This is a genomic window from uncultured Dysosmobacter sp., assembly GCF_947631165.1.
Taxonomy (GTDB): domain Bacteria; phylum Bacillota; class Clostridia; order Oscillospirales; family Oscillospiraceae; genus Oscillibacter.
In genome coordinates this window covers 94,374-119,128 of sequence record NZ_CANRKH010000003.1, presented here as the reverse complement: position 1 = coordinate 119,128, position 24,755 = coordinate 94,374, and the positions used below count along the sequence as shown (strand labels likewise).

Genomic DNA, 24,755 nt, shown 5'->3' with positions numbered 1-24,755 from the left:
CCGTAAGCAATACTTAATCCTGGCAAAAAACAACAACACCGATGTTTCGTTTTGGCAATCTCAGCCACTAATCGCGCTGTGGTCCTGGATAAAAACCAACAACGCTATCATCAAAGAGGGAAAGGAGGGCAACGATGGCGGGCAGGAAGGAATATGAAATGCTATTCGCGCTCAATGCGCAGATGAATGGCGGCTTTTCCAATACCTTTTCTAAAGCGCAATCGGAGTTCTCCAGGTTAGGTAAAGAAATCCAGGACCTTCACCGGCTCCAAGGGGACATCAGCTCCTATCAAAAGCAGCAGACCGCCGTAGAAAGCACCCGGTCCAGATTGGAAAGTCTGCAAAAACAGCATGATCTTCTCCAAAAAGAGATCAGTGAAACCAACGGCTCCACTACCGCCCAGGAGCGGGAGAGCGTCAAGCTGGAACAGCGTATCAAGGATACGGAAACGGCACTGGAACGCCAGACCCAAAAGCTCCAGGCTACCAGCGCGAGGTTGCAGGAAGCAGGTGTTGATACTGCGAATTTGGCCCAGAAGGACCAAGAACTGACGGCCAAAATCAAGGAGCTGGAGGCGGAACAGGATCAAGCGGCCAGCGGCGCCTCCACCTTCGGCGAAAGGACCACAGCGGCGTTTGGGGCAATCCAAGGGGCGATTGCCGCCGCAGGGATTGCCACCGCTCTGAAAGAGATTTATGACGGCTATGTAGCCTGCGTGGATATTGCCGCCGATTTTCAAGAAACGATGTCCACCGTGGAGGCTTTGTCCGGGGCCAATGCTGAGGAAATGGCGGCGCTATCAGCTGAGGCCAAGGAGCTGGGCGCCACCACGAAATTCACCGCCAAGGAAAGCGCCGAGGCTATGACCTATATGGGCATGGCCGGGTGGGACGCCCAGGAAATGCTCAGCGGCATGGATGGCGTTCTCCAGCTGGCCGCCGCCTCCGGGGAGGATCTGGCTATGGTGTCGGATATCGTCACCGACAGCCTAACCGCATTCGGCCTCACAGCGGCAGATACGGCGCATTTCGCGGATGTCCTGGCTATGACGGCAACGAAGTCCAACACCAATGTTGCCACGATGGGAGATACCTTCAAGTACGCTGCGCCGCTTGCCGGCGCTCTCGGCTACTCCGTGGAGGATGTAGCTACCATGATTGGCCTGATGGCCAACTCCGGTATTAAGGGGAGCATGGCGGGAACCGCGCTGCGCAATATGTTCAGTAAGCTGGTAGACGGCGCGGAGCTGTCCAGCGCGGCTTTTGGAGACGTTACGGTGAAAACCCAAAACGCCGACGGCACCATGCGGAGCTTGTCTGATGTGATTACCGATCTGCGGGCGCGGTTTGCTGTAATGACCGACGCCGAGAAAATGGCAAACGCTGAAACGCTTGTCGGAGAGCGGGCCATGACCGGATTTATCGCTTTGATGAACTCCGCCGACGGCGATTTTGAGAGCCTTTACAACAACATTACGAATTGCTCCGGGGCCGCGTCCCGGATGGCGTCCATTAAATTGGATAATTTGAACGGCCAGCTCACGTTGATGAACTCCGCCTGGGACGCGCTAAAAACCACCATCGGGGAAGAGTTTAATCCGGAGCTGCAGGGCCTGGCGGAAATTGCAACCGACGTGTTGACCGCAGGGAATGAATTTCTCCAAGATCACCCCGCCTTGGTAAAGGCCGCCATGACCTTTGTTGGCGTGGTTGGGCTTGCGACCGCCGGCATTACCGCCTATGTAGCCATTACGAAAGTAGCGGCCGCACTCAATCTGGCGTCTGTGTTCGCGGTGGCCGGGCCGGTTATGCTGGCTGTTGGTGCGGTGGCCGGGTTGACCGCTGGTATTGTCGCTTTGGTGGCCGCCGCCAATGAGGGAGTCCCTTCTGTCAAGGAATTGACCGAGGCGGCGCAGGATATGAATGCGGCCATGGACGAGGCCGGAAGTACGTTCCAGCAGACTTCCGACCAGACGCTTGCCACCGCTCAGGTTGCAGACAGCTATATTTCCAAGCTGGAGGAATTGGGCGAGGGCACCGACGCATCGAACGAGCATAGCCAGACTTACCTCAATACCCTGGGGCTGCTCTGTAACGCTATCCCGGAATTGACCGAATATGTGAACCTGGAAACCGGGGCCATCGAGGGCGGTACTGCCGCGCTTCGGGAACAGGTTGACGCCTGGAAGGAAAATGCCGAAGCGCAGGCCTACCAGGAGTACATGAACAGTGTGTACGGCCAGTACAATGCGGTCATGGAAGAGGCGGCTTCTAACTCCATGAAGCTGACTGAAGCTCAGATCAAGATAGAAAGGGCGGAAAAAAACCGCGCGGCCGCAGTTGAGCGGATGAATGAACTCCAGCTGGAATCCGCTGAATCGGGAGAATACCTCTCCAATGAATACTACGAGCTGCAAAATTCCCTCTACGACTATGACCGTGAAATCAGCCAGGCGGAGAAAACCATCAAGAATCTCAATAAGGCCATTGAGGAAGATGCGGAAGCGCAGGCCGCCGCAGATGCAGAGCTTGCCATTGCCAAGGAAGCCTATGAGCGGGTGACTGGCGCCACGGAGGAAATGACCGAAGCGGAGGCCGAGGCAGCCCGCCAGAGCGAGGAACTGGACGGCAGAATCAACAGCACCATGGAGCAGGTCCAGGCCCTTACCGAAGCTTATAACGAGGCCTACGGCGCTGCTTATGAGAGTATCAGCGGCCAGTATGCCCTATGGGATCAGGCCGCCGAGGTAGCGGCCACCAGCGCCGCCGACATCAATAGCGCCCTGGAGAGCCAGATCACCTACTGGCAGGATTATAACGCCAACCTGCAATCCCTGTCCGAGAGGGCCGGGGACATTGAAGGGTTGAGCGACGTGATCGCCAGTTTCGCCGATGGCAGCGCAGACAGCGTGAATGCTATTGCCGGCCTTGCCAATGCCAGCGACGAGGACCTGGCGGCGATGGTAGCCAACTGGCAAGAGCTCCAGAAGGAGCAGGAGGCCGCGTCCGGCAGTATCGCCGATCTCCAGACCGATTTTACCCAGACTATGGACGAGCTCCAGACCGCGCTTGCCGAGGACATCGAGGCTATGGACCTGGGAACGGAGGCGGCCGCCAGCGGGCGGGCCACCATCCAGGGCTATATCGACGGCGCCAACGATATGCTCCCGAACGTGCGGACAGCTTATAGCAACCTGGGAAGGGCGGCAAAGAACGCGCTGGCGGCAGGAAACAGCGGCCTGGGGACGGTTCCGCGCGCATACGCTTCTGGCACTACCAACGCCGCCCAGGGCGTGGCTCTGGTAGGCGAGGACGGCCCGGAGCTGGTTTTCTTCAACGGCGGCGAGAAAGTTTTGTCGGCGGCGCAGACTGCGGCGGTGGGGGCCAGAGCGGAATCCGCTCTCCTGGCCCCGGCTGCGCGGTCCAAGCCCCCGGTGTCTGTCACCTTCCAGATCAGCGGCGACGCTACCCCCGAGACGGTCCGGGATCTGCGGACATTTGCGGATGAAATCGTGGCCCGCGTCATGGACAGTATTGAGGACGCGGAAGTGGACGAGGCGAGGGGGGCATTCCGATGAAAACTTATACGACTGTCCAAGGGGATATGTGGGACCGTATCGCATACGCCCAGTTGGGTGATGTGGCCCATACCGACAAGCTCATAAACGCCAATCTGCAATATCGGGAATATTACCTTTTTCCCGCCGGGATTGTTTTGGTGCTGCCGGATATTCCTGAGAACACCAGTAATTCGCTGCCCCCGTGGAAGCAGGTGCAGACGTGAGTGACAAAAACCTATCCCGTCGCGCGGCGGTGGAGATCGCTTTCGCTGGAACGGATATCACTAAATCCATGCGTCCCTATCTCAAATCAGTGACCTATACGGATAACGAAACGGACAAGGCGGATGATCTTCAAATCCAGCTCCATGACCGTGACGCTATCTGGATGGAAAAATGGCTTACTGATGCAATAGAGGCAGCATCCGCCGCGAAGCTGAAAATGGATGCGGTGATTGTCCGGGAAAACTGGCAGGGGGGCGGAAAGGACATAGTTCTCCCCTGTGGGGAATTTGAGCTAGATAATGTGGTCCTGTCCGGCCCCCCGGCCATTATCAACCTCAAGGGTACGTCGCTCCCATTCAGTTCTCCGGTCCGGCAAACCAAGAAGAACAAGGCATGGGAGAATACCACGCTTTCTGCAATCGCCAAAGAGCTTGCCGGGGCCAATGGGATGCAGTGTATGTATGAATCGACCTACGACCCGTTTTATAACCGGGTGGAACAGGTTGACTCCAGCGACATTGATTTTCTATCCCGTCTGAGCCATGATGCGGGAATCAGTCTCAAGGCCACCAGCAGTATCCTTGTGTTCTTCGACCAAGCGACTTATGAAGCCAAAAGCTCCGTTTTTACCATCCAGAAGGGTAAAAACGGCGGGTATATCCAATATAAGCTGAGCGTGGGCGCGGCCGATTCTCAGTATTCTTCCTGCCGTGTCAGTTATGTGGACCCGGCGTCCGGGAAGTGTATCGAGGCAACCGCCAAAATTGAGGATTACAACGCCGACGCGAAAAACAATCAGCAGTTGGAGGTAAAAGCAAAGGTAGCCTCTGCGGAAGAGGCCAAAACCCTTGCGGAAAAACACCTGCGGCTGCATAACAAGTATTCCAAATCCGCGACATTCACGCTGCCCGGCAATCCGGCGTTGGTGGCCGGCGTCACTGTTGAACTGAAAGGCTGGGGCGCTTTCGATGGAAAGTATATCATTTCCCAGGCGGTTCACACGGTTGGAGAATCCGGCTATACGACGCAGATCAAACTTCGGCGGGTACTGGAGGGGTATTGATGGACGTAGAAAAAATCCTGTCCCGATTAGTGCGCATTGGCACTGTCACAATGGCCGACCCGGTTAATCGTGTAGCCCGTGTGAAGTTTGAGGACTCCGGCCAATCCTCCGGTTTACTCTATGTCCTGGCAAACCGTCCCTATGTGCCGGATTACGATGTACTGCAGAAAACAGAAAAGCGGGCGGGAGGCAGCGGCGACGCCGCATTTGAGGACCACGATCACGACCTAAAGATTAAGCCCTGGATGCCCCGTGTCAACGCCGTAGTCCTGACTGTGTATCTCCCTATTCTGGATGGGGACGGCTTTATCCTGGGGGAAATCGGGGCGCTGGGCAAGCTCAAACAGTGGGAAGATCAGTAGCGGAAAGGAGGCGGCGGCATGGCGATTATCGGTTGCCTGGGGAACGTGATATTTACCGTTTCCCGGAGCGTGGTGCGAACGCTGGACAACATGACCTGGTCCGGCTCCGCCCGGTATGCTACGCATAACCGGCACCTAACCAACGCTCTCACTGAGTTTACAGGGCTGGACCCGGACAAAATCACTTTCGATATTACTCTGTCGGCCGACCTGGGCGTTGACCCTATTGCGGAAGTGGTGAAACTCTGGAACATCGAGCGCAGCGGAGAAGCGGTGCCCTTGACCATTGGCACAAAAGGTTACGGAAAATACCGATGGAACATAATCAAGCACGATATGAAAATGCAGGCGTTTTTTGGGAACGGCGACGTACACACGGCGGTTGTATCTGTCAGCCTGCAAGAATACCTGGGAGGTTGACCGTATGAGTTATACCGTATCTGCAACGGATTTGGGACACCTACAGTTCAATGAGCTGGAGGCCGTCAATTCCGTGCTTCAGAATATCGCGGTGATTCTATCCACCCCCAGGGGGACCGTTCCGCAATACCGGGATTTCGGTCTGGATATGAGCTTTGTAGATAAGCCCCGGCCAGTCGCGGAGGTGCTGATGGTTGCCCCGGTGCGCGAGGCTATCCAAAAGTGGGAGTCCAGGGCGACGGTGCTCAATGTTTATCCCCGGAGTGACCCATCACAGCCGGGGAAGCTGATTCCAACAGTGGAGGTGGAGATCCATCTTGAGTAGGAATATCGAATACCAGTTCATTCCCACGAATGCCGGGGATATTATCTCGCTGCTGGTTGCGCTCTACGAAAAGATCACCGGAACGGTGGTACAGCCAGCCAGTCCGGAAATGCTGTTTATCCGCTGGACGGGAAATGTCATTATCCAGGAGCGGGTTTTGAACAACTATACCGGCAATCAGAACATTCCCAGCCGGGCCGAGGGAGAGAACCTGGACGCGCTTGCATCATTGATGTATCTCAAAGAACGGCCGGAAAGCAGGCCCTCTACGTGCAAGATGCGCTTTTATATTTCGGAGGCGCAGGAGAGCGCAATCCTGATTCCCGCCGGCACCCGTATTACCGACGTGAGCGGCACCCTCACCTGGGAAACCGTAGAGGATGTCTATGTACCCATTGGTGATACCAGCGTAGAGACGCAGGCACAGTGCCAAACGCCGGGCGTGGTCGGCAACGGTTACGCCGCCGGGCAGATCAACGCCTTGGTGGATATCTATGACTACTACTCTGAATGCCGGAATATCACGGAATCTGAGGGCGGCGCGGACCGGGCCACGGACGATGAATATTACGAGCTGATGCGGGCCTCTATGGACGCTTACAGCTGTGCCGGGGCCAGGGGCGGGTACATTTACTGGGCCAAGCAGGAATCCACTCTGATCGCGGACGTGGTGGCAAACTCGCCAACTCCCGGCGTGGTGAAGCTCTATGTCCTGATGAACGATGGGACCCTGGCGAAAGAGGAACTCAAGAACCGGGTGCTGGCCGCTTGCAGCGCCGAGGAACGGCGCCCTCTTACCGATCAGGTATTTGTGGAGGATGCGGAAGAGGTGCCCTATGACATCAAGTTTACCTATTACCTCCAGACAGGCCGCACCAAGAGCGCGGCGGAAGTCGCGGAGGCGGTAAATGAAGCGGTTGAGCGGTACAAAGCGTGGCAGTGCGGCAAGCTGGGCAGGGACATCAATCCTGACGAACTGCGGGAATACCTCTATCATACCGGCATTAAGCGGATCGAGCTGACGGCCCCCACCTTTACCCCGCTGCGGGATGGGCGGGACAAGACCGTACCGCAGGTAGCAAAGGTGGGGACTGTCACCATTACGAACGGGGGCTATGAGGATGAATAAACATGGCCTTACCCGTGAAAACCTTGTGGCCACGCTGCCGCCTGCTTTGCAGAAAGATCCTTCTGCGGTGGCGCTGGCTGAGGCGGTGGCCGACCTGCTGTCCCAGCGTCCGGAGGAAATCAAACGGTTGCTCCTTTACCCGGCTATTGACAAGCTGGACGGGCCGCTGCTGGATATCCTCGCCCACGATTTCAAAGTAGATTGGTGGGATGCGGATTACACGCTGGAAGAAAAGCGGAAAACGCTGAAAGACAGCTGGAGGGTACACAAGCTGCTGGGGACAAAGGCCGCCGTCGTAACGGCCATATCCGCAGTATACCCGCATACGACACTGGAAGAATGGTTTGAATACGGCGGGGACCCGTTCCATTTTCGGCTGTGGATCAACTTGACCAATGACGATGTTGATTCAGAGCGTATGCGCCGGGTGCTGGACCGATTGAACTATTACAAAAGCCTCCGCAGTCATAACGACGGTATCCGCTACTTTACCGAGCTGGACGCGATGCCGCAGGTGAAGGCCAGTGTCCTGTATACCGGGTGCTTCTCCAAGCTGGATGTGCGAGTGCCGACGGAGCCAAAGCCCATCCCAGCCTATCAGGTGCAGGCAGTAACCGGCGTTGCGGTTAAAACCATGGAGGCAAAAATCGCAACGGTCCCCGTGGATATGAAAAAAGACGCTCCGACGTATCGTGTTCAGACCGGGAACTGTATCGGGGCGCTGGGTATGGCAATCGAGGCTTCTGCCAAACAGATTGAGGCACGGCAGGAGATCCCGGTTTATCACCAGCGGGCCGCGCCCGGCGTTGCGGTCAGCGTCATAGAAGCGAAACTCGGAACAAGTGAAATCCATGTTAATGCAGAAGTCCCCCGGTATGCCGTGTACGCCCCGCTGGGCGTCGGCGTTGGGGCTATCTGCATGAGCATAGATACAACAATTAAGGAGGGGTAGTATGGCTCATTTTACGGAAGCCGCCGTTACCGATGCAGGGAATGAACTGCTGAACGAGATGATGGCGGGGCGGTATGTCGAAGTCACAAAGGCCGCTGGAGGCACCGGCACGGTGCAGGAGGACCAGCTGCATGCACAGACGGACTTGCAGCAGAAAAAGCAGGACCTGAGCGTTATCGACGATGTGGTGGACAAGCAGGGGCGGACCATTGCCATCCAGATCGGGAATGCCGAGGAATCCTACAAGCTGGAGCAGATCGGCGTTTTTGGCAGGCTGCGGGACGGGGACGAAGAGGAAAAGCTGCTGTTTATCCTCCAGGATAGGGACCCGATCTCCGTTCCCGACAACACCGCGCCAACCTTCATGCTGAATATCTACACCCATTTGAACATCAACAACGTGGGGCGCTTCATTGTTACTGTCGATAAAACGGGAATTGTCAATATCGAGTTCCTGGAAAAGAAGATGCAGCAGCACAATGAAGCTGAGGACGCGCACCAGGATATCCGGAAGGAGCTGGCGGCCTTGGAGGAAGATACCGCTTCGGAAATCGGAACGGTCACGATTACCAATACCCAGCCCTATCCCTTCCCCCTGGACCCGGAGACTGTCAACCTGCAAACCCAGCGTAAAACCCTGGACTACACCGTTGTAACGGAGATTTCCAAAGCCACGGGGAATGTCCAGGCCATTGAGGTGTACGATAAGCAGCTCAATGGTTTTAAGATCAAGATTGATGGGTCGGCTACTTCGGCCACCATCAAATATTATGTGTCTGGAGGTATGAAGGCATGATTATCATTAACAAAAACGAGGGCAAGAAAATCCCCTATGAAGTCACCGGGACCAAGATCACTTTTGACGATGAAATTATGTGTAACCTCGCCAAGTATGAGCGGGACGATGCCAACCACCTGGACATCTGCCGTGATGCCTACGGCAATCTGGTGAACGGAGTCCCCGATGCGGCCGGGAAGTATGTGGCCCAGATCGACATCCCGCCCCGCACCTATCACATGGCAGACGCCGGCTATCAGGACGAGGACGGCCAGGAGGTTCAGGTTCCGGAGGCTGACCCCCTGGACATGGACAAGGTCAAACTGACCCTGTGGAGCGTGGAGGACTGAGGCATGAACTACTTTGACACAATGAAATTGGCCGTTGAGTCGGCCCTCCCCAATAACACGGTCCTTCTGGATGATGTAGGAATGCCGTCTATTATGGTGCGTGTTCCGAAATTCTATATCAAAGACGTATTTCCGGAATACAAAGGCGCCGAGACGGACGTATTCCCGGCCTTCATTGTGGACGGCAAGGAAGTTGATGAAGTCTACATCTCCAAGTATCAAAACATCGTTGTGGGAGAGCGGGCGTACAGCCTCCCCGGCCGTGACCCGCGCGCTCTGGTCACTTACGATCAGGCGCTTTCCTATTGCAAGGCCAAGGGTAAGGGATGGCACCTTATGAGCAATCCGGAGTGGATGGCCCTGGCCTTTTGGTGCAAGAAGCATGGCACCATCCCCCACGGCAACTGCAATTTCGGCCGCGATTTTACAGACCAGCATGAACACGGTATCGCCAGCTATACCTATATGGACTCGGCTGTAAAGCGTATCGGGCGGACGCTGACCGGCTCCGGACCTGCTACCTGGGCGCACGACCATACGCCGGCGGGTATCTACGACCTGTGCGGCAATGTGTGGGAGTGGGTGTCTGGACTCCGGGTGAAGGAGGGGCAGATTCAGGTTGTCAAGGATAACGACGCGGCCACCAATCCCGATATGAGCGACACTTCTGAGGCATGGAAAGCTATCAAGGCCGAGGATGGTTCTTTGGTCGAACCCGCAACCGGAGAGGGGACGCTGTATTACGACAGCCCCACCGAAGGGGACGCCCAAACGACGGATCATCAGTATGCCAATGACGTAGAGCTCAACACCAAACGGGAGCACCCCTTCTATACCGGCGATTCCAGCACCAACCCTTATTACGCATCGAACAACCGGGCCTTCGGCACCATTGGGAAAAACGCGAGTATTACCACCGTTCCTGATATCGCCAAAATCCTCGGTGTGTACCCCGTTGAATCCACCGCCGATGCACTTAACGGTGATTGGTTCTGGTGTCGTAACTACGGGGAACGGCTGCCTTTGCGCGGCGGCCATTGGTATGATACTTCTCGCGCTGGTGTGTTCGCGCTCAATTTGGACCACACCCGGCTGCTCTCCACTCAGTCTGTCGGTTTCCGCGCCGCTTTTGTAAATCTGTAATCTGTTTTTCGTAATCTGTTTTTCGTCGCGGTAGCGACGGTTCACCCCGCCGGGGCTTTGCCCCGGCGGGGTCGCGCAAAATTTGAAAATCGGGGGTAGCGTATCCGGCCCGGTTGTGATACAATCGACGGAGATTGAGACACAAAAGGGGGAACGATATGGACGAGGACCAGGAGCTTCAAGAGGATCAGCAGGAAACGGACATCAAGAAAAAAGACTTGCAGATTCAACAGCGAATTTATGACATGATCCTTTATGGGTATCCTGCACTGGAACAATTCCCCCGGTCCCAAAAATTCAGTTTGGCCCAAGATATCAAACGGTGTCTGGATCAAATTATGCGGCTGACCATCACCGCCAACAAGAAATACACCAAGCGTACCACCCTTCGGGATTTAGACGTGGAAGTGGCCTCGCTGAAGGTCTACCTGCGTATCGCGTATGACCTTCAGTATCTACCGCCAAAAAAATACGAAGTGTGGTCCGGAATGGCAGTTGAGGTTGGCAAGATGGTGGGCGGCTGGATCAAGTCCCAGGAGATGCCGGACCCCGGCCCAGACGCTGAAAAGCGGTACTGCGCGGACTGCTCCGCAGAGATGCCAGAAAAAGCATACCAATATTCCATGAAACACTTCGGAAGAGCGCTGTGCTACAAATGCCAGCGCAAGGAAAAAGGGAAAAAGTAAATACCTATGGGGGACAGGCCATAGCTGCCTTTGCGCGGCGGCAATTGGAATAATGGTGCCGGCGCTGGTGTGTTCGCGCTCAATCTGAACAACAGCCGGGTGGCCTCCAATACCAATGTCGGTTTCCGCGCCGCTCTACCCTCCCAGCCAGATATTCAGAGCTCAAGGGCTTTGTTTCAGAGCAGAGGGGATAAAGGGGCCTGCCTCCCTGCCAACGGAACTGTCTGCAAAAAAACAAAATCTTCATGGAGGCCGTGAGTAATCCGGGAAACCGGGTGAGCACCGTCACACATGAATCTCCCGGCAAACTGGGGGCGGCCCTGGGCTGCCTTTGCGCGGCGGCAATTGGAATGAAACTTCTCGCGCTGGTGTGTTCGCGCTCAATTTGAACAACACCCGGCTGATCTCCAATCAGAATGTCGGTTTCCGCGCCGCTTTACCCTCGCGGCCAGATACTCAAAGCTCAAGGGCTTTGTTTCAGTGCGGAGGGGATAAAGGGGGCTGTCCCCCATGCAGACCATTCCAGCGGCAAAAAACAAAAACCTCGTGGAAGCCGCCAGTAGTCCGGCGCAGGCCGGGCGAGAGCCGTGACACACGAACTTTTTTACGGAGTCGGACATGAAAACCATCAAGCACATCAAGGAGCAGGTCACGGATTACGACAATCTGTATAAGGCCTACCTTCACGCCCGGAGAAACAAACGCTTTCGGGATGAAGTGCTGGAGTTTTCCGCTAATCTGGAAGATTACCTCCACTGGATACAGGAAGGGTTAATCGACCAAACCTATGTGCCAGGACGATATTTCAGGCGCGTTATTCATGATCCGGTGGAGAGGCTTATCATGTGGCAGGCCTTTATCCACCGCGTGGTACAATGGGCCGTGTATCAGATCATCAACCCTGGTTTTGTCCGAAGTTACATTGAGGATTCCTACGCCTGCATCAAGGGCCGCGGCTCCGACGCGGCGGCCCAGCGGCTATTCTACTTCATGCAGCAGGCCGGGCGGGCAGAGAAAAGCGCGGGGCGGGATGAAAATGGCCGCCTCCGCCGGCGCTTTTATCTGGAAAAGCTGGACACCAGCAAATATTTTTACAGGATAGATCACCAAGTGTCCCTTGATTTAGTAGGCCGGAAGTGCGGATATGACCCGTGGCTTATGTGGCTTATGGATCTGTTCGTCAACGCCCCCGGGGAGAAATTCGGCTTTCCTCCGGGAAAAGGCGTGGGGGACGTGTCCCCGGAGGAAATGCTGGAGGACAAGGGGCTGGCGGTCGGGAGCCTGCTTAATCAGATGCTGGCGAACGTGAACCAAAACGAGGTAGACCACTTTGCCAAGCGGACGCTGCGCATCCACTACTACGTCCGGTACATGGATGATATCGTGATCCTGTCCGACAGCAAAGATCAGCTTGTAGAGTGGCGCCAACGGATTGAAGAGTTCATGGAGGACCGGCTGAAGCTGGAGCTGAACCCCAAAAAATCCTTCATCCAGCCCATAAACCAGGGGATAGACTTCTGCCAGTACCGGGTGTTCCCGGACCACATAAGGTTGAAGAAGTCCACCGCCCTGCGGATGAAAAAGCGGCTGAAGAAGATCCAACAGCTGTATGCGGACGGGGAGATTACGCTGGAGCGGGCGCAAATGACGGTCAATTCCTATCTTGGCCTCCTGTCCCACTGCGACAGCTACCAGCTGCGCAAGGCCATCTTTGGGGAATACAGTGATACCGAGTGGACGGAGGGCTGGTTTGTCCTCCGGCGAAACAGCGATAAAAATAATGGGAACGATGGATAAGCGTCCACCGTTCCCTTTTTTATGCGGGAGGTATGCGTATGTGGAAGGCAAGAGATAAGCCCGGCGGCACCGGGCAGGATCAATATTTCGGAAAAGGGAGTCCGGGGCGCCGGCCTCCCTATTTTTATTTGGCAGGTGAAGAAACATGACCCTTGAAACCCTTTTTGTCGCAGCCCTCCCTTCGCTGTGCGTGAGCCTCGTTATGATGTTCTTTAACGCGAAGCAGAAAAAGCGGGAGGAAGAGCTTAAGGAGCAGGCCGCCGCCCGGAAGAAAGAAAGTCTGCTGTCGCTGGAAATGCAAATGGCCACCGCAAAGATGTCCTATGCTGTGGCTATGGCCATGAAGCGCGGCCACGCCAACGGCGAGGTAGAGGATGCTATCACGGCCTATGAAGAAGCCCGAAAGAAGTATCTGGCCTTTCTCAATGAACAGGCCGCAGACCATTTGAATTAAGGAGGATTCCCCATGAAAGAAAAGATCGTCAATCGCCTGGTGTCGGTCAAATCCATCGTCACTATCGTTCTGACCCTTGTGTTCGCCGCTATGAGCATCAAGGGCCATCTGGACCAGAATTTTATGCTGGTTTACACGGTAATCATTTCCTTCTATTTCGGAACGCAGTCGCAGAAGGGGACTGATCCTACGCCCACTCCTTCGGATACCAGCCCTGTAGATGCAGAGGAATTGGGTGAGGCCGTGACAAAAGAAGTTATCTCCCGGCTCGGGCTCAATAATAAAGCGGTGTTGACCGTGGCGGAAACCAATACCAATGAACGGGCCTGAAGTAGCACTGCTTTTCACCGTCTGCATGATAGTTTGCCTCGGACTTGGCTACCATGTGGGTGAAAAGAGTGCTTCCTGGAACGGTAATCGCAGTAAAAAGGCAAAGAGGAAGAGCCGCCACATTGAGAAATCGACGGTTTTAGCCGTTATCTGCGTCCTTCTAGGTGGGGGGTCCATTGTAGCCTATTGGGTAGCAGTATTTAGGGGCTTTTATCCGGATGCCAGCGTCGCCACCACGAGCCTGCAAATCGTGGTCGGCGGCGTTTTGTCGTACTGCCTCTATCAGTTCGGATTGAAAAACAGCAGGAACAAGTATGGGGTGGATACCGAGGGAAACCCGTACAAGCAAAAGCTGACCGGGGAGGATGATCCCGGCGGCGTTGGATAGGAAGGAGGGCAGAAATGCCACTCACGGGAACTACGAATGAACAAAAAATCTGGAACTACCTGATTGCCAAGGGGTTATCCCCCTGCGGGGCTGCTGGCCTGATGGGGAACATCCAGGCGGAGAGCGGCTTTTCCTCCACCAACCTTCAGAACACCTACGAAAAGAAGCTGGGGTACACCGACGCCACCTACACGGCGGCGGTAGACAACGGCTCCTACACGAATTTCATTCACGACGGCGCCGGATACGGCCTGTGTCAGTGGACTTTTTGGAGTTTGAAGCAGGCCCTCCTTGCCTACGCAAAATCCGCCGGCCGTTCTGTTGGTGATCTGGAAATGCAGCTCGACTACCTGCTGGAGAGCCTGGCCGGGTACAAGGGACTCCTGGATCTCTTGAAAACCACTGATACCGTAAAGGCCGCGTCGGATGCCGTTCTGCTCAACTATGAGCGCCCTGCGGATCAGGGTGAAACCGCCAAAGCCAAGCGGGCCGGCTTCGGACAGGCCATCTACGATAAGTACGCAAAGAAACAGGAAGGAAGTGCGAACAAAATGCCGAGCTATACCAACAGTCCTCTGGTGACTGTCACCATGCTTTCGCCCAACAGGAGCAGTCCCCGCAACCACGCGCTGGACACCATCACCATCCACTGCTTTGTCGGCCAGGTGACGGCCAAACGTGGGTGCGAGGTATTCCTGCCAACCAGCAGGCAGGCATCGTGTAATTACGTTGTCGGCAAGGATGGCGACATCGGCCTGTGTACGGAAGAGAAGGACCGCTCCTGGTGTACCTCCAGCAGTGAGAACGACAACCGGGCTGTCACCATCGAGGTAGCCAGCGACACGGTAGAGCCCTACGCCGTCACCGACAAAGCGTATGCCGCCCTGCTGAACCTTGTCACCGACATCTGCCGCCGAAACGGGATCAAGAAACTGGTGTGGTCCACGAACAAAAACGAGCGCATGAAGCACCTGAATGGGTGTAACATGACCGTTCATCGGGACTATGCCAACAAGAGCTGCCCCGGCACCTATCTGTATGAGCGGCACGGCGCTATCGCTGCAGAGGTCAACAAGCGGCTGGGGGCCTCCGGCGGCAGCACCCCCGCCGGTAAGGATACCCTGTACCGGGTTAGAAAGACCTGGGCCGACGCCGGCTCCCAGATCGGGGCGTACACCCTCCTGGACAACGCCAAACGGTCTGCGGATGCCCACCCCGGCTATTCGGTGTTCGACGAAAACGGCAAGGCAATTTACCCTGTCGCTGCGTTCAGTCCGTACACGGTCAGAATCAGTATCCGCGACCTCTATATCCGGAGCGGCCCCGGTAAGGGATACGCCAGCAGGGGCTTCATTTCTCCCGGTATTTATACCATCGTTGAGGAATCTCCGGGTACCGGCTCTTCCACCGGATGGGGCAAACTGAAATCCGGGGCTGGCTGGGTAAGTCTGGACTACTGCACCAGGGTATAACGGCGGACCCCGTAGGAGGCGCTGACAGCCCCGTGGAGGGCGGGGCGGCCCCGGTAATATAAATTCACGTCCCCGCCCAAAACGTCGCCAGACGGGGCGGGAGGCGGCGGGATTCGCCCTTAGAAGTGGGCGGCCCGCCGCGACATCGTAAATGCCAAAAAGGGGCCCCCCTTGCAGGTAATGATCCTGCGAGGGGGCTTTTCTTCTTGCGTATTTGGTCGAATACTGCTATTATATTTTCGCTGCCCCTACCCCTAAACTGGTAGCAGAGAGGGGGTGAGCGAGTGGAAATCCTTCTTAGCTTCCTAGTGTCGGTCGGAGCGGGTATAGCTGCCTACTATATCTGCAAGTGGCTTGATCGGCACGACCATGACAAGGAGCAGTAAGCCCACCCCAGCAAGGTTTGACCCCCGGAGAGTGCCTACCTCTCCGGGGGTCTGCCTTTTGTGAGCGAGTGGACTCAACTCAGCTTCTTAGCTGTGCTTATTATAGCACAGCTAGAATAGTATACGCAAGAGGGAATTTGAACTTTCATAGGAATGCCCGTGACCGCCCCGTGGAGGGCGGGGAGGCTCCGGGAATATAAATACCCGCCCTCGCCCTAAACTGCGCCCCACGGGGCGGGAGGCGGCGGGAATCGCCCTGGGAACGGGCGCCCCGCCTTTGGAAATATAGCTCAGACAGCCCCGATGTCGGATTTCCGACATCGGGGTTTTCTTTATGTCCGGGAGGAGTTGCTTCAACGGTGTTCGGTTTTCAAGGTGCGGTATATTTCAAACGGGGCGGCGATTGACTCCCCCGTGGCCGTGGGGTATACCCATGAGCGCCCGCCCCGGCGGGGCGGCTGGACTTGCACCAGCGGCGGCGGTTGCCGTCGGCCTTGCGGGCTGGGGTCAGTAGCTTAAAAATCCGGCCTTTACAAGTTCTTCCTCCGTGCCGCGTTGCAACAGGCGGTGTTCTTCTTCGGTAAAACCATAATAAACCTGCGCAACATGCGAGGCGTTCAATCGGTCTGCCTCGGCCCGCGACATGGTGACGTAGCCAATGATTTTGTGGTTCTTCCAGACGGGGCGCTCTACAGGGGTAAATACTGTATACATTTTGTGTACCTCCGTTTTGTGGTTTTGGGTTTTGTGGCCCATGAGCGCCCGCCCCGGCGGGGCGGCTGGACTTGCACCAGCGGCGGCGGATGCCGTCGGCCTTGCGGGTCAAAACAACAGGTCCATCAAATAGTCCAGCTCCAAGCCGAGTTCTTCAGACAGGATTTCTTCGGCCAAATCGGAATCCCCGGAGGGGACGGCCTCGCTAAGAAGCCGCTGGCGGCAAGCGTCAACCATCTGCTGGGCTTCCCGCTCGGAAACCCCGTCCCGGTCAACCAGGATCTGAACGATATGCCCTACCTCCGGATTCCGATACTCAACGGCGGGCGACACCAGCTCATAGTCTGCGGCCTGCCTCTCGGTAAGCGGGCCAACGTAGTCGATGTAGCCCCAAGCCTCGCGGCTGATTTCCGGAATATACCGGCGGCTGTCGAAATTGACAACCTCCTTCACGGTCTGCGTCCTGGGGAATGTGCCGGGGGCAATAGGCCGCATGACGGAGTAGTAACGGTACATGAAAAGCTCCTTTCTCCCCGTATACCCGGTAGGTCAGGTGTTTGGATTCAGGCGGCGGGAGCTTCCTTGGCCTCCGCGCTGCCGGCGGTCTGCTTGGCCTTCGCCGTGGACTTCTTGGCGGTGGCCTTCTTCTCGGCCGGATTCTTGGGGTCAGCGGGTTTGGCGGCGGGGGCCTCGGCCTTCTTCCCGCCGGTGGCCTTCTTGGCCTTCTTCTCGGTGGTCTTGCCCGCCTCGATGTCCTCGATCTCGCTCATGCGCTTGACGATGCGGCGGGCCTTGCTCAGCTCGGCGCGGAGCTTGTTCAGCTCGCCCTTCTTCGCGGTGATGGTAGCGGTCAGGGTGTCGGAGTTCACCAGCTCCAGATCGGCGAAGTGCTTGGACAGCTTCTCGATGCTGCGGAGCTTGTGGAGGTCGGCGCGGAGGGCGGCAATCGCGGTCTGGTTGGTGGCGATAGCGGTGGTGTACTCAGTCTTAGTCATGATGTTTTCCTTTCTCCCCGTTGGCCCGGTAGGACAGGCTGTATGATGATTTGTGGTTTACTGCTCCTGGATGAAGCAGACATTGCAAACGCGGTTGACTTCCCAAGCGATAGCTCCCGCATCATAGCCGTCGGGGAGTTCGCTGTGAGTGAGGATATCCTGGGCAATCTCGATGATATCCTGAGTGGTTAGGTGGGACTTGTGAGCGGCGAGGTCGTACAGCAGGTGGCTGTACTCTTGCTGGGTGCCTCTGGTGTACCAATTTTGGGTAATGCAGAGGGCCCGGAGGTCGTAGGCGGACAGGCGGCGGATTTCCTTGTAGTTGCTCATGGGCAGCTCTCCTTTCTTAACCAAGGTGACAGGCCTTGGCTTTGTAGCTTACGGTGTAGCCCCTGCTGGACTTGCAAACCCTCACGTCGGCCTCGTTGATACGGCGCTTGACGCCGAGCCGGTTACGGATGATGTGCTTGGCAATTTTCATGCGCTCGGCGGTGAGAGGAAGCTCGGAGGGGGCGTTGCTGCGGGCCTTACGGACCCAATGCTCAATGCGGGTCTTGCTGGCGGCGAGAGCCTCTTCTTCGGTCCCGTAGAACTTGCCGCTCTTGCGGCTCTCGCCCAGGACGTAGAAACGGTCGCGGCTGAGGATTTCAAGCTCTTGGTTCCAGATGGTATTGTAATCATCCTCGACGTGGGGAACGGTGTTGCTGGGGACCCGGCCGGCAATGACCTCGACGCCCTCCAGGTGGTCCGTGTCGGTCCACGCGGAGAAATCAGTCACCAGAATGCGGATGATCTCGGTCCCGTTGGTGAGGTCGATGTGAGCGCGCTCACCCTGGCTGCCCCTCATGCTGGCGGAGTTGAAGATGTACCCGCTGGCAAGATACTGGTTGACCCGCTCGGTGAACTTCCTGTTGATGTCGATGTACTTCATTTTTGCGGCCTCCTATATAAGTTTTAAGTAGTTAAAAATTTGTTTTGCGTTCGCTGTAATGATAATGTACCATAGCCCTTTTAACTTGTCAATGGTTTTTTTCAAAAAATCTAAAAAAAGTTTTGACAAGTTAAAACTAATGTGGTATCATACGATTTACAGGAGGTGGTTACATGGTCAGCTATAAACCCCTTTGGCATACTCTGTTGACCCTTGACCTGAAAAAGATGGATTTGGTTAAAAGGGGAACCGTTTCGACAGCAACGCTGGCGAAGCTGGGGAGAAATGAATATGTGGCCTTGGAGGTTCTGGACCGTATCTGTACCGATCTCGGATGCCCCATAGAGGCTGTCATAGAGATTAAAGCGCCGCAGGGTTGATGTCCTGCGGCGCTTTCCCCGTCAGGACTGGATCTGCTCCCGTGATTTCTGAGGCGAGTCCCCATCATCCAGCAGCTTTTGAAGCATCCGGCGGAAACGGTTATATTCTTTGATGCTTTTGAGGTTGTTCCAATCGGTTTTAGCATGCTTTTCTTTGAGAATCCGGTAGTAATCATCTCTTGTCATAGCCTTGTGCCTCCTCAAAACGCCCTATTCCTGATTAGACCTTGGGAAGATTCTCCAGGGCAGCTTCACGGGTTTTCCCGAATCGGGGATGCTGGAGTACGCCAGGGGCCGGAAGATAGCACCAGGTATCCGGAGAATAGTCGCAATACTCAAGAATACCCTCTTTCAAAAAGTCCCCAACAGTTCCAACGACACCAAAACATACTTCTTTATCGTCGCTCCATACCTTGCGGATAGTGCCGTCGTAACCACGTTTCTTTGTAAATTTCATCCTCAGATTCCTTTCTGCCCTCGTGGCCTCCGGGGCGGGCGGTGTATCAGTTATTTTTTCAGTGGGAGTCCACGCCGACGTAGGTGCCGGGCCCCACCTCCAGCAGCTCCCCGATTCCGGGGGCCCGCCGGACGTTCTTCTCCATAGTTGCCAGGTCCTCGGCGGTGACGTATTCCAGAGCCTCCGCCCTGGTGATCTCGGTCCGGGTGTACGGCCGGCCGCCGGTGCCGTTGGCCGTCTCTTTGATATACTTCAGCTTCATAGTTTTTCACCTCTCTGCCCTCGTGACCTCCGGGGCGGGCTGTGTATCAATCGTAGAACGGGCGGATCTGGCCATTCCAGGCTTCCCACTGCCATCCCCCGCGGCCGACGTTGAAGCGGATGTAGTGATAATCCGTGGCGCAGTAGATGGGGCGACGGTCGATCTTCCGGCCACTGGCGCGGCATTGGTTGTGGCGGTTGATCTCCTGCTCATTGATTTCATGGAGGATGGTAACTTGGCTGCGGTCAAATCCGAACTCCCCGCAAACCCAGTCCAGAGCTTCATCGTCGGTCATGTAGTGCGCGGCCCCGCCGGGAACACTCTCCGCCAGCTCCGTATATTGCGCCTGGGAAATGTTCTGCGTGAACTCATAGGGCTTCCACTCCAGCTCCCGGTCAAGCTCGGCTTGGAGAAACGCCAGCCGCTTTTCATATACTTCACCGTCCCGCTTGCAGGCGCGGTCCAGCTCCAGGATTCGGCTGTTCAACCGCTCGATCTCAAGGGCGCGGGCCTGGTAGACCTTTTTCTCGCCGCCAGCCTTTACAAAGGCCCGGCAGAAGGCATCCTTGTCACCGTCGAAATTGTAATAGGCTTCCTCAATCTTCTCATACTCAAAGGCCATGGGCAGGAAGCCGGTGCGCTCGATGAACTCAGACATCATCATTTTGAAAAACCTCCCGTATTTTTGTCTTGAAATTGTGTCCGGGGAGTGCTACACTGTATGTGTCCCCCGGTGGGGACCCGGCTTTGGGCCGGGCCCCCGGGGTGCGGGTTTTACGAAGCCTTCTCGCAGGACTTCGGCCAGACGCTCAGCAGAGCGTCATGGAGGGTGGCGTAGGACTGGCCTTTGTACCACCACAAGCCGTTGAAGTGCCTCATGTTGCCCTCCTTTCTGCCGTTCCGGTGTTGCCTCACCGGGGCGGCGGATTTTTTTGTCGTTCGGGATTTCCTGTGGTTTTCCCTCCTGACAGTTATTATTGTACACTATACGATACAAAAATACAATTGATACTGTACACAAAAATGTACAATATATTTTGTACACTTTTATGTACGTCGTGCGCTTGACATTTTGTACATAATTCGATACAATACCCAATAAGGGGGTGTATGCCATGCCGATATCTTATAGGAAACTTTTTGAACTGATGGACAGTAAGAAAATCAAGAAATATGATCTGCGGAAACTAGGTATCTCACCTACTATCGTAGACCGCCTTGTAAAAAACAGTGACGTAAACACGTCCACCATTATTCGCTTATGCGAAATTATGGACTGCCAGCCTGGAGACATCATGGAGTATATAAAAGAAGCCGGGGATAACTCCCCGACTTCATAAGGCTGTGACAGAAGCTGCAAAATCAGACTGTCACTTGTGTCACAACTGTCACAAACCTGTGACTGTGGTGACAACCTTGTGACAGTCCATTGTCACACGAAAAATGCTTGCACCTCAAGGTTTTGAAGCGAATTTTAAGGGCTTGTGACAGTTGTGACAGTACCTATTATGAAATATACGGATTAAAGAGAAAAATACCGTTTAATGCGCTTAATGCGCCCGTATGTATACGCGCGCGAAAAAGCTGTCACAACTGTCACAGGGCATAAAAAAACCCGGACGTTGGAACGTCCGGGCGCAAGGAAGTACGGTTACTCTTTAGCCTTATCAGACTTTGGGTCGCCCCTCCGGGTTTTAGTTCGGGGCGCACTGTTGGGGACCAGCTCCAGCAGATCAGTAAGCTCACAGTTGAGGGCTTCACATATCAAATCCAGATGGTCCAGACTGACCCGTGTAGCCATTTCGTTGTAAAGCTCACTGATTGTGTTCTTTCGTATCCCGGTCATACGGGAAAGGTCTGCCTGCGTCAACCGTCGTTCGCCAAGTCGGGTTGACAGTAAAATCCTAATCATAGCCGTTCTCCTTTGCGATACAGTATAACGATAATTTTACCGTTTCGCTTGGAATTGTTACAAAATATCGAATTTCGATACAATAATTTTTGACGCCTTTTCCCCTGCGGGGCGGCCCGCGAATATTGAGATTTTGAACGGCTGGTTTTAGCGTCCGTTTAGCGTCCGAGGACGCTAAAACAGGCAAAATTGAAGAAGGTACACAAAAAGCAAAAACCTCCAAGCCCTTGATACACAAGGGTTTTGGAAGTTCACTAAAATACAAAAAATATAGCCAAGACAGTTGGTAAGGATGAGGTCGGCGGTTCGAATCCGCCCAGCAGCTCCACAAGAAAGCCTTGTAGTTTCAATGACTACAAGGTTTTTTCTTGCTACTTTGAGGATTGTTTTCCCTTATTTTTTCCCTTTTCAGCTTTTGGAAGGGTATTTTCAGCGTCAAATCCGCAGTCGCTTACGGATTTCCTTGGCAATCCAGGAAAAGCAAAAGCGGCCCTGTGCCCGAATCGGGCACAAGGACCGCAGCAGGCCCGGAGGGGCGGGGGCCTCCGCCGCCTGGCGGTGCATATCTCACGCCACGCAGAAGCGGCGGGCGGTGATCTTCTTGGTAAAGTGCGCCGCTACGTCCGGCAGGGCTTTTCGCAGGGCCGCCGTGTCGATTCTGACGGAAGTGACGGGCTTCCAGGTGATACGGTACTCCCCGGCCTGGATGCTGTCCTGATCTCCCATAGCGGCCTTGATGGCGTCTTTCAGGGCCTCGGCCTCTGCCTGGGCTTCGTCAATCAGGGCTTGGAGCTGGCGCAGCTCCCGCGCCTTGGCTTCCAGTTCGTTGATGCTCATACTGTTTTCCTCCTTGTTTCGTCTGGCGGCTGGTTTGGTGCTCTCCGGAACGTCCCCGGCCTTCACTAAGCAGGCCCGCCCTTGTTCGGTATCAGAGAGATTGTAGAGGGAATACCCGGCTCGTCCCCGGTCCGTCCGTCGCAGCTCTCTGTTCCCTTACTGTGATTATATATTACTATATTTATATAAATATATCAATAGGCAAAATAGACAATATTTATATAAATAGATTGTGCATTTTATATATTGATATAAATATATTTTTGGGTATAATAAGGCTATAATGGAAGAGGTGCATACTAAAATCAAACCTCCCCAGGAAAGGAAGCATGGGTATGCCGGTGTCAAAAGCGCAGCAGAAAGCTGTTAATAAATATGTGAAAGAAAAATATGATCGTGTGCTTGTAACGTTCAACATGAAAGGTCATAAGGACATCATAAAAGCCCACGCAGCAGCCCAGGGAGAGAGCGTGAACGCCTTTATCAACCGAGCGATTATGGAGACCATGCAGCGGGACAGCACCGCGCAGCGGCCAGCAGAGGGCCAGTAAAAAGGAGGAAAGCCATATGAGCAACCGTGAGAGAATCATTGAATTACTGGATAACGTGCCAGAATACAAGATGGGCTATGTGCTGGCCTATGTGCAGGGCATCACCGCCGATGAAGAGGCGGATGACGCCTTTTGCGAACGGATGATTGAAAACTATGAAAATGACCCTGACCCGGAAAAGGATGAGAGCTATTCTCTGGAAGAGTGCAAAAAGGCGTGGGGGCTTGACTGATGTACCGGATCATCGTTAAGAAGAAAGCCAAAAAGTTTATTGACAAACTGCCCGTGAATGAAAAAAGGCGGGTTGTCGCGGCCATTGAGCAGCTGCCGAACGGTGAGGATATCAAGCAGCTGAAAGGCCATGCGGGGCTGCTCCGCCTGCGTGTGGGGGAATACCGCATTATCTACACGGTGGACAGTGGAGAGTTGATCGTATACGTCATTGACGCCGGAAACAGAGGACAGATATATAACCGATATTGACAAGAGCGCCGGACAATCTGTCCGGTGCTTCTTTTTATCGCCGCCTGGAGAAATACACGAAAGCCGCCCTTGTGCCCGATTCGGGCACAGGGGCGGCACTGTCTATTTGCTGGAAACGCTTTTGATATATGCCTCCATGCGGCCCGCGCTGGCCTGCTTCATTTGCTTTGTCACGTGGCCGTAAACGTCCAGAGTGAAGGAGGCTGTGGCGTGCCCTAGATTCTCCTGCACTGTCTTGATATCGTCCCCGGAGCGGATGGAGGCCACGGCGTAGGAGTGGCGCAGATCGTGAAAACGGGCGTCCGGCCTGCCGATCTCCGCCGCCGCGCGTTTGAAAGCACGGTATACGATGGAGTTTGTCAAGTGGTGGCCCAGCTCGTCCGTGAACGCAAAGCCGCTATCCTCCCAGAGCCTCCCGGCACGGAGCCGCTGGGCCGCCTGGATGGCCCTGTGCTGCTTCAGGAGGGCCATGACGGATGCGGCGGGGGTGATCGTGCGGCCCTTGCTGTTCTTGGGGACAGATAGGCGGTAAACACCGCCGCCGGATTCCCGGTATCGCTGGAGCTGCTTGTTGATGGTGATCGTCCCGGCGTTGAAGTCCACACAATCCCACATCAGGCCCAGAATTTCACCTTCCCTCATGCCTGTAAACAGCGTGACCGTCAGGAGCGTTTTCAACGGGGAATCCTGGATAGCGGCCAGAAAGGCGGTTATTTGCTCATCATCCAGGGGCGCAAGCTCCCGTTTCTCCTGGCGTGGGAGCGTGCAGGCCTCCGTGGGATTGAAGCGCAGGGAACCAATCAAAACGGCCTGCTGCAATGCCTTGTGAAGGACACCGTGGATATTTTTTACCGTCTTAGGGGAAAGCCCCTCCGGGCGTTCTTTTGCGGGCTTGCCCAGGTCGTTATAAAAGCTCTGTATCATCTGTGTGGTAAGGGCCTCCAGACGGACAGCGCCCAGGGCGGGCTTGATGTGTACTCGAATATCCGTTTTGTAGATTTCCAGAGTACGGGGCTTGATGCTGCCGCAGTAGGTTTCTATCCAGGCATCTAGCCATTGGCCCACTGTCTGCTTGCTGGGGGCGGTATAGGTGCCGCTGTCAATGGCGGCAGTTGCCGCCTTCAGCTTCTGGGCTACCTCCTTCTGCGTCTTGCCAGTGATGGAGCGCTGCACCTGCTTGCCGGTGCCTGGGTCTGCCCCCTCTGTATAACGGGCCTCCCAGTATTCGTATTTCTTTCCGCCGCGTGTGACGGTTTTCTTTCTGATCGTGCCGGTTCCATTTGCGGACCGCCTTGCCATGTGAAAAAACTCCTTTCTTTTTGCGGCCCGGTGTGCTATGATAAAAAGGCATACAGGGCCTATATTAGCGTGTGGGTGTCTGGTTATGCTTGCCGTCCCGGTGTTGGTAGCGCC

General features: G+C 55.3%; 34 protein-coding genes. 22 read left to right on the top strand and 12 right to left on the bottom strand.

Features of this window, described 5'->3' with window-relative positions; genetic code table 11:
• The first annotated feature begins 134 nt into the window (after positions 1–134).
• The 17 genes from Q0Z69_RS02765 to Q0Z69_RS02685 all read left to right on the top strand — a co-directional run bounded on the left by Q0Z69_RS02765 (position 135) and on the right by Q0Z69_RS02685 (position 15,434).
• On the top strand, positions 135–3,578 hold the full coding sequence (locus Q0Z69_RS02765) for a phage tail tape measure protein (protein WP_298029681.1): 3,444 nt from the start codon (positions 135–137) through the stop codon (positions 3,576–3,578).
• Complete coding sequence (locus tag Q0Z69_RS02760) at positions 3,575–3,784, top strand: tail protein X (protein WP_298029679.1); 210 nt, start codon at positions 3,575–3,577, stop codon at positions 3,782–3,784. Before Q0Z69_RS02765 ends, Q0Z69_RS02760 begins: the two co-directional genes overlap by 4 nt.
• Positions 3,781–4,848 (top strand): phage late control D family protein, encoded by a 1,068-nt coding sequence (locus tag Q0Z69_RS02755; RefSeq protein WP_298029677.1) that lies wholly within the window; start codon positions 3,781–3,783, stop codon positions 4,846–4,848. Before Q0Z69_RS02760 ends, Q0Z69_RS02755 begins: the two co-directional genes overlap by 4 nt.
• On the top strand, positions 4,848–5,210 hold the full coding sequence (locus tag Q0Z69_RS02750; protein ID WP_298029675.1) for a hypothetical protein: 363 nt from the start codon (positions 4,848–4,850) through the stop codon (positions 5,208–5,210). The genes Q0Z69_RS02755 and Q0Z69_RS02750 overlap by 1 nt, the downstream gene beginning before the upstream one ends.
• A gap of 18 nt (positions 5,211–5,228) precedes the next feature.
• On the top strand, positions 5,229–5,630 hold the full coding sequence (locus Q0Z69_RS02745) for a phage tail protein (protein ID WP_298029673.1): 402 nt from the start codon (positions 5,229–5,231) through the stop codon (positions 5,628–5,630).
• A 4-nt stretch (positions 5,631–5,634) separates the two neighbouring features.
• Positions 5,635–5,955, top strand: coding sequence for a GPW/gp25 family protein (locus Q0Z69_RS02740; protein ID WP_298029670.1), 321 nt, complete (start codon positions 5,635–5,637; stop codon positions 5,953–5,955).
• Positions 5,948–7,084 carry a baseplate J/gp47 family protein gene (locus Q0Z69_RS02735; RefSeq protein ID WP_298029668.1) on the top strand — a complete coding sequence of 379 codons (1,137 nt, stop codon included), beginning with the start codon at positions 5,948–5,950 and terminating at the stop codon, positions 7,082–7,084. The genes Q0Z69_RS02740 and Q0Z69_RS02735 overlap by 8 nt, the downstream gene beginning before the upstream one ends.
• Entirely contained in the window at positions 7,077–8,036 is a 960-nt protein-coding gene (locus Q0Z69_RS02730) for a phage tail protein I (protein WP_298029665.1), read from the top strand. The genes Q0Z69_RS02735 and Q0Z69_RS02730 overlap by 8 nt, the downstream gene beginning before the upstream one ends.
• A 1-nt stretch (position 8,037) precedes the next feature.
• Complete coding sequence (locus tag Q0Z69_RS02725) at positions 8,038–8,832, top strand: hypothetical protein (protein WP_298029663.1); 795 nt, start codon at positions 8,038–8,040, stop codon at positions 8,830–8,832.
• The gene (locus Q0Z69_RS02720; RefSeq protein WP_298029661.1) at positions 8,829–9,164 is read left to right on the top strand and encodes a hypothetical protein; all 336 of its coding nucleotides are present in this window, start codon (positions 8,829–8,831) and stop codon (positions 9,162–9,164) included. The genes Q0Z69_RS02725 and Q0Z69_RS02720 overlap by 4 nt, the downstream gene beginning before the upstream one ends.
• A 3-nt stretch (positions 9,165–9,167) precedes the next feature.
• Positions 9,168–10,307: an SUMF1/EgtB/PvdO family nonheme iron enzyme gene (locus Q0Z69_RS02715; RefSeq protein WP_298029659.1), complete on the top strand. Its 1,140-nt coding sequence runs from the start codon at positions 9,168–9,170 to the stop codon at positions 10,305–10,307.
• Positions 10,308–10,465: 158 nt separating this feature from the next.
• Complete coding sequence (gene avd / locus Q0Z69_RS02710) at positions 10,466–10,993, top strand: diversity-generating retroelement protein Avd (protein WP_298029657.1); 528 nt, start codon at positions 10,466–10,468, stop codon at positions 10,991–10,993.
• A gap of 618 nt (positions 10,994–11,611) precedes the next feature.
• Entirely contained in the window at positions 11,612–12,790 is a 1,179-nt protein-coding gene (locus Q0Z69_RS02705) for an RNA-directed DNA polymerase (protein ID WP_298029655.1), read from the top strand.
• A gap of 202 nt (positions 12,791–12,992) precedes the next feature.
• Complete coding sequence (locus Q0Z69_RS02700; RefSeq protein ID WP_298029653.1) at positions 12,993–13,244, top strand: hypothetical protein; 252 nt, start codon at positions 12,993–12,995, stop codon at positions 13,242–13,244.
• 12 nt (positions 13,245–13,256) lie between these two features.
• Complete coding sequence (locus Q0Z69_RS02695; protein WP_298029651.1) at positions 13,257–13,574, top strand: hypothetical protein; 318 nt, start codon at positions 13,257–13,259, stop codon at positions 13,572–13,574.
• A complete protein-coding gene (locus Q0Z69_RS02690; protein ID WP_298029649.1) occupies positions 13,561–13,962 on the top strand; it encodes a hypothetical protein in 402 nt (133 codons plus the stop codon). Before Q0Z69_RS02695 ends, Q0Z69_RS02690 begins: the two co-directional genes overlap by 14 nt.
• A 14-nt stretch (positions 13,963–13,976) precedes the next feature.
• Positions 13,977–15,434: a phage tail tip lysozyme gene (locus Q0Z69_RS02685; protein ID WP_298029647.1), complete on the top strand. Its 1,458-nt coding sequence runs from the start codon at positions 13,977–13,979 to the stop codon at positions 15,432–15,434.
• Positions 15,435–16,327: 893 nt separating this feature from the next.
• Here the strand turns inward: Q0Z69_RS02685 and Q0Z69_RS02680 are convergent.
• The 5 genes from Q0Z69_RS02680 to Q0Z69_RS02660 form a co-directional block, all read right to left on the bottom strand.
• A complete protein-coding gene (locus tag Q0Z69_RS02680) occupies positions 16,328–16,534 on the bottom strand; it encodes a hypothetical protein (protein ID WP_298029645.1) in 207 nt (68 codons plus the stop codon).
• A 108-nt stretch (positions 16,535–16,642) separates the two neighbouring features.
• Entirely contained in the window at positions 16,643–17,050 is a 408-nt protein-coding gene (locus Q0Z69_RS02675; RefSeq protein ID WP_298029643.1) for a hypothetical protein, read from the bottom strand.
• Between the two features lie 47 nt (positions 17,051–17,097).
• Complete coding sequence (locus Q0Z69_RS02670; RefSeq protein ID WP_298029641.1) at positions 17,098–17,529, bottom strand: hypothetical protein; 432 nt, start codon at positions 17,527–17,529, stop codon at positions 17,098–17,100.
• 57 nt (positions 17,530–17,586) lie between these two features.
• Positions 17,587–17,859 (bottom strand): hypothetical protein, encoded by a 273-nt coding sequence (locus tag Q0Z69_RS02665; protein ID WP_298029639.1) that lies wholly within the window; start codon positions 17,857–17,859, stop codon positions 17,587–17,589.
• Positions 17,860–17,875: 16 nt separating this feature from the next.
• A complete protein-coding gene (locus Q0Z69_RS02660) occupies positions 17,876–18,460 on the bottom strand; it encodes a hypothetical protein (RefSeq protein WP_298029637.1) in 585 nt (194 codons plus the stop codon).
• 173 nt (positions 18,461–18,633) lie between these two features.
• Here Q0Z69_RS02660 and Q0Z69_RS02655 point away from each other — a divergent pair, with 173 nt between their 5' ends.
• A complete protein-coding gene (locus tag Q0Z69_RS02655; RefSeq protein WP_298029635.1) occupies positions 18,634–18,840 on the top strand; it encodes a helix-turn-helix transcriptional regulator in 207 nt (68 codons plus the stop codon).
• 21 nt (positions 18,841–18,861) lie between these two features.
• Here the strand turns inward: Q0Z69_RS02655 and Q0Z69_RS02650 are convergent, their stop codons facing one another.
• Genes Q0Z69_RS02650 through Q0Z69_RS02635 form a run of 4 tightly spaced genes read right to left on the bottom strand, consistent with a single transcriptional unit; the run spans position 18,862 to position 20,223 of the window.
• Positions 18,862–19,026 (bottom strand): hypothetical protein, encoded by a 165-nt coding sequence (locus Q0Z69_RS02650; protein ID WP_298029632.1) that lies wholly within the window; start codon positions 19,024–19,026, stop codon positions 18,862–18,864.
• A gap of 34 nt (positions 19,027–19,060) precedes the next feature.
• Positions 19,061–19,297 carry a hypothetical protein gene (locus tag Q0Z69_RS02645; RefSeq protein WP_298029630.1) on the bottom strand — a complete coding sequence of 79 codons (237 nt, stop codon included), beginning with the start codon at positions 19,295–19,297 and terminating at the stop codon, positions 19,061–19,063.
• Between the two features lie 58 nt (positions 19,298–19,355).
• Positions 19,356–19,559, bottom strand: coding sequence for a hypothetical protein (locus tag Q0Z69_RS02640; RefSeq protein WP_298029628.1), 204 nt, complete (start codon positions 19,557–19,559; stop codon positions 19,356–19,358).
• A gap of 46 nt (positions 19,560–19,605) precedes the next feature.
• Positions 19,606–20,223, bottom strand: coding sequence for a hypothetical protein (locus Q0Z69_RS02635; RefSeq protein WP_298029626.1), 618 nt, complete (start codon positions 20,221–20,223; stop codon positions 19,606–19,608).
• Between the two features lie 451 nt (positions 20,224–20,674).
• On the opposite strand from Q0Z69_RS02635, the gene Q0Z69_RS02630 reads away from it, so the two are divergent.
• Positions 20,675–20,899, top strand: a complete 225-nt coding sequence (locus tag Q0Z69_RS02630; RefSeq protein ID WP_298029624.1) for a helix-turn-helix transcriptional regulator — start codon at positions 20,675–20,677, stop codon at positions 20,897–20,899.
• A gap of 311 nt (positions 20,900–21,210) precedes the next feature.
• On the opposite strand, the gene Q0Z69_RS02625 is transcribed toward Q0Z69_RS02630, so the two are convergent.
• Together Q0Z69_RS02625 and Q0Z69_RS02620 are read right to left on the bottom strand one after the other, a co-directional pair.
• Positions 21,211–21,471 carry a helix-turn-helix transcriptional regulator gene (locus tag Q0Z69_RS02625; RefSeq protein WP_298029622.1) on the bottom strand — a complete coding sequence of 87 codons (261 nt, stop codon included), beginning with the start codon at positions 21,469–21,471 and terminating at the stop codon, positions 21,211–21,213.
• A gap of 567 nt (positions 21,472–22,038) precedes the next feature.
• Positions 22,039–22,308: a hypothetical protein gene (locus Q0Z69_RS02620; protein WP_298029620.1), complete on the bottom strand. Its 270-nt coding sequence runs from the start codon at positions 22,306–22,308 to the stop codon at positions 22,039–22,041.
• A gap of 329 nt (positions 22,309–22,637) precedes the next feature.
• Here Q0Z69_RS02620 and Q0Z69_RS02615 point away from each other — a divergent pair, with 329 nt between their 5' ends.
• Genes Q0Z69_RS02615 through Q0Z69_RS02605 form a run of 3 tightly spaced genes read left to right on the top strand, consistent with a single transcriptional unit; the run spans position 22,638 to position 23,342 of the window.
• Positions 22,638–22,859, top strand: coding sequence for an ABC transporter ATP-binding protein (locus Q0Z69_RS02615; protein ID WP_367272208.1), 222 nt, complete (start codon positions 22,638–22,640; stop codon positions 22,857–22,859).
• Between the two features lie 16 nt (positions 22,860–22,875).
• A complete protein-coding gene (locus tag Q0Z69_RS02610) occupies positions 22,876–23,091 on the top strand; it encodes a hypothetical protein (RefSeq protein WP_298029618.1) in 216 nt (71 codons plus the stop codon).
• Positions 23,091–23,342 carry a type II toxin-antitoxin system RelE/ParE family toxin gene (locus Q0Z69_RS02605; RefSeq protein WP_298029616.1) on the top strand — a complete coding sequence of 84 codons (252 nt, stop codon included), beginning with the start codon at positions 23,091–23,093 and terminating at the stop codon, positions 23,340–23,342. The genes Q0Z69_RS02610 and Q0Z69_RS02605 overlap by 1 nt, the downstream gene beginning before the upstream one ends.
• A 102-nt stretch (positions 23,343–23,444) precedes the next feature.
• Here the strand turns inward: Q0Z69_RS02605 and Q0Z69_RS02600 are convergent, their stop codons facing one another.
• Entirely contained in the window at positions 23,445–24,641 is a 1,197-nt protein-coding gene (locus tag Q0Z69_RS02600) for a tyrosine-type recombinase/integrase (protein ID WP_298029613.1), read from the bottom strand.
• Between the last annotated feature and the right edge of the window lie 114 nt (positions 24,642–24,755).

Bases quoted from the DNA above. Each gene is read 5' to 3' on its own strand.
- Q0Z69_RS02765 (WP_298029681.1), top strand. From the start codon at position 135: ATGGCGGGCAGGAAGGAATATGAAATGCTATTCGCGCTCAATGCGCAG.
- Q0Z69_RS02760 (WP_298029679.1), top strand. From the start codon at position 3,575: ATGAAAACTTATACGACTGTCCAAGGGGATATGTGGGACCGTATCGCA.
- Q0Z69_RS02750 (WP_298029675.1), top strand. From the start codon at position 4,848: ATGGACGTAGAAAAAATCCTGTCCCGATTAGTGCGCATTGGCACTGTC.
- Q0Z69_RS02745 (WP_298029673.1), top strand. From the start codon at position 5,229: ATGGCGATTATCGGTTGCCTGGGGAACGTGATATTTACCGTTTCCCGG.
- Q0Z69_RS02740 (WP_298029670.1), top strand. From the start codon at position 5,635: ATGAGTTATACCGTATCTGCAACGGATTTGGGACACCTACAGTTCAAT.
- Q0Z69_RS02730 (WP_298029665.1), top strand. From the start codon at position 7,077: ATGAATAAACATGGCCTTACCCGTGAAAACCTTGTGGCCACGCTGCCG.
- Q0Z69_RS02725 (WP_298029663.1), top strand. From the start codon at position 8,038: ATGGCTCATTTTACGGAAGCCGCCGTTACCGATGCAGGGAATGAACTG.
- Q0Z69_RS02720 (WP_298029661.1), top strand. From the start codon at position 8,829: ATGATTATCATTAACAAAAACGAGGGCAAGAAAATCCCCTATGAAGTC.
- Q0Z69_RS02715 (WP_298029659.1), top strand. From the start codon at position 9,168: ATGAACTACTTTGACACAATGAAATTGGCCGTTGAGTCGGCCCTCCCC.
- avd (WP_298029657.1), top strand. From the start codon at position 10,466: ATGGACGAGGACCAGGAGCTTCAAGAGGATCAGCAGGAAACGGACATC.
- Q0Z69_RS02705 (WP_298029655.1), top strand. From the start codon at position 11,612: ATGAAAACCATCAAGCACATCAAGGAGCAGGTCACGGATTACGACAAT.
- Q0Z69_RS02700 (WP_298029653.1), top strand. From the start codon at position 12,993: ATGATGTTCTTTAACGCGAAGCAGAAAAAGCGGGAGGAAGAGCTTAAG.
- Q0Z69_RS02695 (WP_298029651.1), top strand. From the start codon at position 13,257: ATGAAAGAAAAGATCGTCAATCGCCTGGTGTCGGTCAAATCCATCGTC.
- Q0Z69_RS02690 (WP_298029649.1), top strand. From the start codon at position 13,561: ATGAACGGGCCTGAAGTAGCACTGCTTTTCACCGTCTGCATGATAGTT.
- Q0Z69_RS02685 (WP_298029647.1), top strand. From the start codon at position 13,977: ATGCCACTCACGGGAACTACGAATGAACAAAAAATCTGGAACTACCTG.
- Q0Z69_RS02680 (WP_298029645.1), bottom strand. From the start codon at position 16,534: ATGTATACAGTATTTACCCCTGTAGAGCGCCCCGTCTGGAAGAACCAC.
- Q0Z69_RS02675 (WP_298029643.1), bottom strand. From the start codon at position 17,050: ATGTACCGTTACTACTCCGTCATGCGGCCTATTGCCCCCGGCACATTC.
- Q0Z69_RS02670 (WP_298029641.1), bottom strand. From the start codon at position 17,529: ATGACTAAGACTGAGTACACCACCGCTATCGCCACCAACCAGACCGCG.
- Q0Z69_RS02665 (WP_298029639.1), bottom strand. From the start codon at position 17,859: ATGAGCAACTACAAGGAAATCCGCCGCCTGTCCGCCTACGACCTCCGG.
- Q0Z69_RS02660 (WP_298029637.1), bottom strand. From the start codon at position 18,460: ATGAAGTACATCGACATCAACAGGAAGTTCACCGAGCGGGTCAACCAG.
- Q0Z69_RS02655 (WP_298029635.1), top strand. From the start codon at position 18,634: ATGGTCAGCTATAAACCCCTTTGGCATACTCTGTTGACCCTTGACCTG.
- Q0Z69_RS02650 (WP_298029632.1), bottom strand. From the start codon at position 19,026: ATGACAAGAGATGATTACTACCGGATTCTCAAAGAAAAGCATGCTAAA.
- Q0Z69_RS02645 (WP_298029630.1), bottom strand. From the start codon at position 19,297: ATGAAATTTACAAAGAAACGTGGTTACGACGGCACTATCCGCAAGGTA.
- Q0Z69_RS02640 (WP_298029628.1), bottom strand. From the start codon at position 19,559: ATGAAGCTGAAGTATATCAAAGAGACGGCCAACGGCACCGGCGGCCGG.
- Q0Z69_RS02635 (WP_298029626.1), bottom strand. From the start codon at position 20,223: ATGATGATGTCTGAGTTCATCGAGCGCACCGGCTTCCTGCCCATGGCC.
- Q0Z69_RS02630 (WP_298029624.1), top strand. From the start codon at position 20,675: ATGCCGATATCTTATAGGAAACTTTTTGAACTGATGGACAGTAAGAAA.
- Q0Z69_RS02625 (WP_298029622.1), bottom strand. From the start codon at position 21,471: ATGATTAGGATTTTACTGTCAACCCGACTTGGCGAACGACGGTTGACG.
- Q0Z69_RS02620 (WP_298029620.1), bottom strand. From the start codon at position 22,308: ATGAGCATCAACGAACTGGAAGCCAAGGCGCGGGAGCTGCGCCAGCTC.
- Q0Z69_RS02615 (WP_367272208.1), top strand. From the start codon at position 22,638: ATGGGTATGCCGGTGTCAAAAGCGCAGCAGAAAGCTGTTAATAAATAT.
- Q0Z69_RS02610 (WP_298029618.1), top strand. From the start codon at position 22,876: ATGAGCAACCGTGAGAGAATCATTGAATTACTGGATAACGTGCCAGAA.
- Q0Z69_RS02605 (WP_298029616.1), top strand. From the start codon at position 23,091: ATGTACCGGATCATCGTTAAGAAGAAAGCCAAAAAGTTTATTGACAAA.
- Q0Z69_RS02600 (WP_298029613.1), bottom strand. From the start codon at position 24,641: ATGGCAAGGCGGTCCGCAAATGGAACCGGCACGATCAGAAAGAAAACC.